This window comes from Sinomonas sp. (genome assembly GCF_036848755.1).
Classification (GTDB): domain Bacteria; phylum Actinomycetota; class Actinomycetes; order Actinomycetales; family Micrococcaceae; genus Sinomonas.
This window is the reverse complement of record NZ_DAIUJO010000148.1, coordinates 1-7316: the sequence shown is the minus strand read 5'-3', so window position 1 is coordinate 7316 and position 7316 is coordinate 1. Positions and strand designations below refer to the sequence as shown.

Sequence of the window (7316 nt, the reverse complement as noted above, 5' to 3'; positions counted from 1 at the left end):
CGAAACCGCCCGAACCCCGAACCCCGAAACCCGAAGACAGCGAACGCCGCACCGGCCGCGTCCGTCCGAAGACGTGCGCGGCCGGTGCGGCGTTCGCAGGGGGCGCTGGGGCGCCGTCGGCCCGGGCCCGATGAGTGACCGGACCGAAGCCTGTGTCGGCTGGTCTTACTTACTTGGCCGGGAGCTGGAGAACCTGGCCGGGGAAGATCAGGTTCGGGTTCGCGATGACGCTCGCGTTGGCGTCGGCCAGGCTCTCCCAACCGCCGGTCACACCGAGCTGCTGAGCGATGGCGCTGAGGGTGTCGCCAGTCTTGACCGTGTAGGTCTGGCCCGAGACGGGAACCTGAGCGACGTGGCGCGGAGCGGCCTGGACCGGGGCGGCCTGGACCGGCGCAGCCTGCGGGGCGACGGCGGCCTTGGGCGCAGCCTGCACAGGCGCAGCCTGCACCGGAGCGGCCTGGGCCGGGGTCACCTGAACAGGCGTCGGGTTGGCGCCAGCCGTGCCGTAGAGGCCGAGCTTCGCGGAGCAGGCGGGCCATGCGCCCCAACCCTGGCTCGCGAGAACGCGCTCGGCGACAGAGATCTGAGTGGCCGGGGACGCCTGATTCGGCATCCCGGTCCCGCCGTAGGCCTGCCAGGTGCTCAGGGTGAACTGGAGGCCGCCATAGTAACCGTTGCCGGTGTTGATGGCCCAGTTGCCGCCCGACTCGCACTGGGCGATCGAGTCCCACGTGGACGTGCTGGCCGCGTTGGCAGCAGGGGCCGCGAGTGCGGCGCCGCCGATGGCAGCACCGGAGATGGCGGCAAAGGCGAGAGAACGACGTGCAGCAGTTTTGAAGGTCTTCTTCATGGGTTCTCAGATGCTCGGGACTCCACCGGCACTCGTTCCGTCCCCGGAAGTCGTTGTGCGCCGCCGGTCCCTGACAGTTTGAGGTCAGGACGATGGTGACTGCGCAAACGGCGGCGAGCGGTGGACGGCAGTACCCGGCATATGCAGCCGACGGCGCGTGGGGCCTCGGCGTTGTGCCCGCTGGGTCGGGCGGTCCGTTATCGAACCTTGACCTACCCTAGAGTACAGATTCTTCGTTGCCAAATCGTGATGGGCGCTTACTCGATGAGGCTTCGAACATCTTCCGCAGTGAGCGCCGAGGAGAACATCGCGTCGTCGTCCATGACCGACGTGAAGAGCGCGGCCTTCTTCTCCTTGAGCTGCATGACCTTCTCCTCGATCGTCCCCCTCGCGACGAGCCGGTACGTCATGACGGCGCGCTCCTGGCCGATGCGGTGCGCGCGGTCCACCGCCTGCGCCTCAGCAGCGGGATTCCACCACGGGTCGAGGAGGAAGCAGTAGTCGGCCTCGGTCAGGTTGAGACCGAAGCCCCCGGCCTTGAGCGAGATGAGGAAGACGGGCGCCTCGCCTTCCTTGAACGAGCGGACGACGTCGCCGCGCCGCTTCGTCGATCCGTCCAGATACGCGTACGGGATCCCCGCGGCATCGAGCCGTTCGGCGGCCTTGCGGAGGAACGAGGTGAACTGGCTGAACACGAGCGCCCGGTGGCCCTCCGCGATGACGTCGTCGAGCTGCTCGAGCAGGACATCGAGCTTGGCCGGGGAGACGCCATCGAGCGCAGGGTCGACGAGCGAGGGGTCCAGAGCCATGAGGCGCAGGAGCGTGAGCGACCGGAAGACGATGAACCGGTTGCGATCGAGGTCCTCGACGAGGCCGAGAACCTTCTCGCGTTCCCGCTGGAGGTACTGCTCGTAGAGCCGACGGTGCTTCGGCGCGAGGTCGACCTCGAGCCGTTGCTCGATCTTCTCCGGAAGCTCGGACGCGACGGCCTCCTTCGTGCGGCGGAGCATGAGGGGCCGCACGCGCCGACGAAGCTGGGCGAGGCGCTTGGCGTCGCCGTTCTTCTCGATCGGGCGCGCGAAGTCCTGCGCGAACACGCTGGAACCTGGAAAGAGGCCCGGGGCCACGATCGCGAAGAGCGACCAGAGCTCCATGAGGTTGTTCTCGAGGGGCGTGCCGGTCAGGGCGAGCTTGAACGGCGTCTCGAGGTCGCGCGCGAATTGGTGGGCCTTCGTGGCGCGATTCTTGAGGAACTGCGCCTCGTCCATGATGAGGCCGTCCCAGGCGAGGCCGGAGTAGGCGTCCGCGTCGAGGCGGAAGAGGGCGTAGCTCGTGATCACGACGTCGGCCCCGGCCACTGCTTCCGAGAGCGGCAGGCCGGCGGCGCCCTGGGTATCCGTGACGGCCACCGTCCGCAGCGACGGAGCGAAGCGTTCGGCTTCGGCGGCCCAGTTCGGCACCACCGACGTCGGCGCGACGACGAGGAACGGCGACGGTTCGCCGTCGGACGCGGCGCCCTCGGGGCCCCCCGTTTCTCGCGCGTGGAGCAGCAGTGCGAGCGTCTGAAGCGTCTTTCCGAGGCCCATGTCGTCGGCGAGGACGCCCCCGAGGCCGTGCCGCCACAGGAACGCGAGCCACTCGAACCCCTCGTGCTGGTACGGGCGCAGCTCTGCGGCGAGGCCCGCCGGGACTGGGACCGGGTCGAGGGCGTCGGGCTCGAGGAGCCCTCGCACCGTCTGCCGCCAGCGCGGTGGCTCGATGGTCTCACCCGCGAGCTCGGCGATCTCGTCCCATAGGCCAGCTTGGTACAGACTCAGCCGCGGCGGCTTCGGCGCCCCGCCCTCGGCCTTCCACTCGCGCAGCTCGTGGGAGGCATCGATGATCTCCTTGAGGCGCAGGATCTCCGGTGTGTCGATCCTGAACCACGACTTGTCCGGAAGCATGATCTTCGTGCGCCCTCGCGCGAGCGCCACGAAGACGTCCTGGAACGCGACCTGCCGGCCCTCGACCGTGATCATGAGTCCGAGGTCGAACCAGTCCCGCTTCTCGCTTTCGACCGCGCTCAGCACGAGCTCCGGCGCGCCGTCGAGCCGCCGGTAGTCCGGCTTGTCCCCCCGCAGCACGACCTCGAGCCCCTCGACCTTTCTGAGCTCGGGGAGCGTGCGCTCGGCGAAGTCGGCCGTGTCGAGGTCGGCGAGCGTGGCGTCACCCAGGGCGCGGCGCCCGAGCGCGCTGTCCTCGAGCGCGTCCGCGACACGGGCGACGACGGCGGCTTCCGCCGTCTCGTCCCTCGCGTGCCGCTCGCCAGGCGCCGCGTAGAGCGGGAGCTGCCGCACGTCGTCGTCCGTCCGGTACTCCCAATGCCATGCGAGGCGCAGCCGGTCCCGCGGCTCGAACGTCGCTGTGAGCACAAGCACCGGCGGCTCGATCGGCGGGAGCTCGACGCTGCCATCGCTGCTCCCGACAGCGAGGCTGCGCGCGAGATCCGGGTACAGCTCGCCGAAGAACACGTCCCGATCCGGCTCTGGGATCAGGATCGGGTCGTGCTGCCGCAGCAGCGCCCGCTCGCGATCCGTGAGAAGGTGCGCCGCCGGGGCGAGCACGATGAGCTCGTCCTTGCCGTTCCGCAGAGCGGCGTAGGCCCCATGGTCGCCGATCGGACCGGCCGACGAGGCCGGAACCTCCTCGCCGTCGAAGGCAAGCGACGGCGCGACTGACAGCCCGCCGTCGTCCGCCTTCCGCACGTCGACGCTCACTTCCGCCACCCGCGCCACATGGATCTGCACGGTGCTCTTCGATCCGACGAATTCGATTCCGGCGGCGGCAGCATCGTTCAGAACGGTCCACCAGAGGGGGCTGTTGAAGTCGTCGACGTAGATCCATGGGTCGTTGGGGCGCCAATAGTTGCCGCCATCCGCAAGCTGGAGCGGCTGGATCTGCTGGAGGACCCGGAACTGGGTGGGCTCGAAGCTTCCCCCATAGTCTCGGCGGCCGAAGGTCGACCAGCTGAGGCTCCCGCGATTCCAGCGCCCCGTTCCCGGATCCTTGCTGACCGGGCGGATGCCGAGCTTGACGCCCTCCCGGTGCTGCCGTGCGTATTCGAGTCCGTACTTCTTTCGCTTCTGCGCGTCGAGGTCGCGGAGTTCGAACTGGAGCGCGAGGACGGCCCGGCGGGCCGAACCAGCAGGTGACCCGGCCGGCGCGAGGATCTCGGCAAGCGCGCTGCGCCAGGCTGGCTGCTTCGCCCGCGATGCCGCGGCGGGGCTGGCCACGCCCAGGCGGGCGCGGACCGTCTGCTCGTTGGCGGCGAGGACCGCGGCGAGCATGTGCTTGCAGTCGCTCCCGACCGGGCACGTGCACCAGCCGCCCTCGTACAGGTCGCGTCCGGGTGCCTGCCGGATGCGCACGAGGCACTCGTAGGGCTCGGGTTCGCTTCCCTGCACTTCCGCGCTGAGCTCGCCGCTTTCAGCGTTCCAGTCGAAGCTCAGGACGTGCCCCCCGCGCGCGTAGGCCGTGGCCCGAGCGAGAGTGGTCGGGCCGACGGCGCGTACAAGCCCGTGGACGTCGACCATTGGCAGGTCCGCGGAGCGCGATCCGGTCTCGTCGGCGGGGGAGAGGGGCACAATGCCATCCTCCCACGCACTCCCGACAGCCTTGGGCTTGCGCGGCGAAAGGTGAGGTTTGGCGCGAGGGCGCACGTTTGCCCATGGGGAAACGTGCGCCCTCGGAGCAAACGTCCGCCCTCGGAGCAAAGGTGCGCTATCGCGCCGGGGCCGTCTCCGACACCTGCGTCCCCGTGCCCAGCCCGTGGACCGTCCACCCGGCCTCCCGCCAGACGTCGCGGTCGAGGACGTTCCGCGCGTCGACCATCACGCGCCCCGCGACGATCTCGGCGAGCTCGTGGGGGTTGAGCGTCCGGTATTCGGCCCACTCGGTCAGGAGCAGCACGAGGTCGGCGCCTTCGCAGGCATTCCGGAGTGCGGCTTCGAACTGGAGCTGCGGGTAGCGCAGCCACGCGTTGTTGATGGCCTTCGGGTCCGTGACGACGACGTGCGCGCCGGCGCTGGCGAGCCGCAGCGCGACGTCGAGCGCGGGCGAGTCGCGGATGTCGTCCGTGTCCGGCTTGAACGCCGCGCCGAGGACGGCAACGCGCCGCCCGGCGACCGTGCCGCCGCACAGCTCCGCGGCGATCTCCGCGACCCGCGCCCGTTGGCCCACGTTGATCGAGTCGACGAGGCCCATCCAGGTGTCCACCGAGGCGACGTCGAGCTCCCGCGCCTGGGCACGGAACGAGCGGATGTCCTTGGGGAGGCAGCCCCCGCCGAAGCCCAGTCCTGCCGCGAGGTAGCGCTGGCCGATGCGCGGGTCGAGCCCCATCGCTGCGGCGAGCTGCGTCACGTCCGCGCCGGCCGCGTCGCACAGTTCCGCCATCGCGTTGATGTACGAGAGCTTGGTTGCGAGGTATGCGTTTGCCGCCGACTTGATGAGTTCCGCGGTCGCGAAGCTGCACACGAGGCGCGGTACACCCGCGTGCAGGAGCGGCGCATACACCTCGTCGAGCGCACGGAGCACGGCGGGGGCGGCGGCATCGGCCTCGTCCACCCCGTACACGAGGCGATCCGGCACGAGCGAGTCCTTGACGGCGGTCCCCTGCCGCAGGAACTCGGGATTCCAGGCCAGCTGGACGTCCGTCCCCGCAAGCCACGACCGCACGTGGCGCACCGTCCCCACGGGCACCGTGGACTTGCCGACGACGACGGAGCCCGCCCTGGCGTGGGCCGCGAGCGAGCGGGTGGCCGCCTCGAGGTACGTCAGGTCGGCGACCTCGCTCGTCTTCGACTGAGGCGTGCCGACGCAGAGGAAGTGGACGTCGCATCCGGCGACGAGATCCATCTCCGTTGTGAAGGCGAGGCGGCCCGTCCCGCGGCCGTCCTCGAGGAGCTCCTCGAGGCCGGGCTCAAAGAACGGTGCGAACCCGCGCGCAAGGTGGCCCACCTTCTCCGCATCAGTGTCGACGCCCACCACCTCGTGGCCCATCGACGCGAGAGTGGCGGCGTGGACGGCGCCGAGGTAGCCGCATCCGATGACCGAGATCTTCATGTGGTTCCTTTCGAGGATTGGCGAGTCGGGATTGGCGAGCCCGTGGCCGAGCTCAGCGCACGGCGAGCGGTGCGCGGGCCGCGATGACGTCGTCGTAATGGCCCACGAGCTGCCCGCAGATCGACGGCCACGTCCGGCCTTGGACGCTGCGCAGGGCTGCCTCGGCGAACGCGGCTCGCTTCGCGTCGTCGCCGATGAGGTCCTGCACGTACGAACGCAGTTCGTCGAGACGGCCAGGGGTGTAGAGCCAGCCGGTCTTCGAGTTCTCGACGAGATCGAGCGGCCCTCCCCTCCCGGTCGCCACCACCGGAACCCCTGAGGCCATTGCTTCCTGGACCGTCTGGCAGAACGTCTCGAACTCGCCGGGATGGACGAACAGGTCGAAGCTCGCAACCATGCGTGCCAAGTCTTCGCCGCCCTGGAACCCCGCGAAGTGTGCGGACGGCAGCTGGGCCTCGAGGGTGGGGCGGAGCGGCCCGTCGCCGACGATCACGAGCTGAGTGTCCGGAAGATCCGCGAGCACGCGCAGATCCTCGACCTGCTTCTCTGCCGCAAGCCGCCCCACGTAGCCGATGATCTTCCGCGGCCTCCCGCTAGCCCGACCTGAGGGCGCGACGGCCGCCCGCCACGCGTCGTCGCGCTTCGCGGGGTTGAACCGCTGGGTGTCCACGCCGCGGCGCCAGAGTTCGACGTCGAAGATCCCGCGGCCGCGCAGCTGGTTCAGCGCGAAGGTCGACGGCGCGAGGGTGCGGTCCGCGAGCAGGTGAATCTTCTCGACGCGCTCCCACGCCCAGTTCTCGAGGAAGGGCACGCCGTACCGGGCGGCGTAGCTGGGGACTTCGGTCTGATACACGGCCACCGTTGGAATGCCCAGGCTGTGTGCGGCGCGGACGGCGCGCCAACCGAGTTCGAACGGAGAGGCGAGATGCACGACGTCGGGCGCGAACCGCTTGAGGATGCGGCGGACCTTGGGGACGGCGCCGAACGCGACCCGGACTTTCGAGTAGCCAACCATCGGCATCGACGGAAGGCGTTGGACGAGTGCCCCCGACACGTACTCCGGCCCAACCCCCGCGTCCCCCGCCGGGGCAATCACGAGGACGTCGTCTCCGCGTTCCTGGAGGTGCTCCAGGACCCGCAGAACCGAATGGACCACTCCGTTCATCTGGGGCAGGAACGATTCGGCGACTATCGCGATCCTCACGCTTCCACGGTTCCGCTCATCCTTGACGGGCTGGCGGAAACGGCGTGACCGCGAGGGGAAGGCTTGGTTAACGCGAGGCTTCATGCTCCGCCCGCCGCCGTCGTCGTCGTTTCGGGTACGGCTAACGCCCCTCCCAACCGTTTCGGGTACGGCTAACGCCCC

Annotated in this window: 4 protein-coding genes; all 4 read right to left on the bottom strand. The window is 69.7% G+C overall.

Annotated elements, in window-relative coordinates:
- Window positions 1-169: 169 nt before the first annotated feature.
- Window positions 170-850 carry a transglycosylase family protein gene (locus tag V7053_RS16935; RefSeq protein ID WP_334173439.1) on the bottom strand — a complete coding sequence of 227 codons (681 nt, stop codon included), beginning with the start codon at window positions 848-850 and terminating at the stop codon, window positions 170-172.
- A 257-nt stretch (window positions 851-1107) separates the two neighbouring features.
- Window positions 1108-4473: a DEAD/DEAH box helicase gene (locus V7053_RS16930; protein ID WP_334173438.1), complete on the bottom strand. Its 3366-nt coding sequence runs from the start codon at window positions 4471-4473 to the stop codon at window positions 1108-1110.
- Window positions 4474-4609: 136 nt separating this feature from the next.
- Window positions 4610-5950: a UDP-glucose dehydrogenase family protein gene (locus V7053_RS16925; RefSeq protein ID WP_334173437.1), complete on the bottom strand. Its 1341-nt coding sequence runs from the start codon at window positions 5948-5950 to the stop codon at window positions 4610-4612.
- Window positions 5951-6002: 52 nt separating this feature from the next.
- Entirely contained in the window at window positions 6003-7154 is a 1152-nt protein-coding gene (locus V7053_RS16920) for a glycosyltransferase family 4 protein (RefSeq protein WP_334173436.1), read from the bottom strand.
- Window positions 7155-7316 lie beyond the last annotated feature (162 nt).

What these genes read in the sequence shown, in the direction of transcription:
- V7053_RS16935 (WP_334173439.1), bottom strand. Translation starts at nt 850, where the DNA reads ATGAAGAAGACCTTCAAAACTGCTGCACGTCGTTCTCTCGCCTTTGCC.
- V7053_RS16925 (WP_334173437.1), bottom strand. Translation starts at nt 5,950, where the DNA reads ATGAAGATCTCGGTCATCGGATGCGGCTACCTCGGCGCCGTCCACGCC.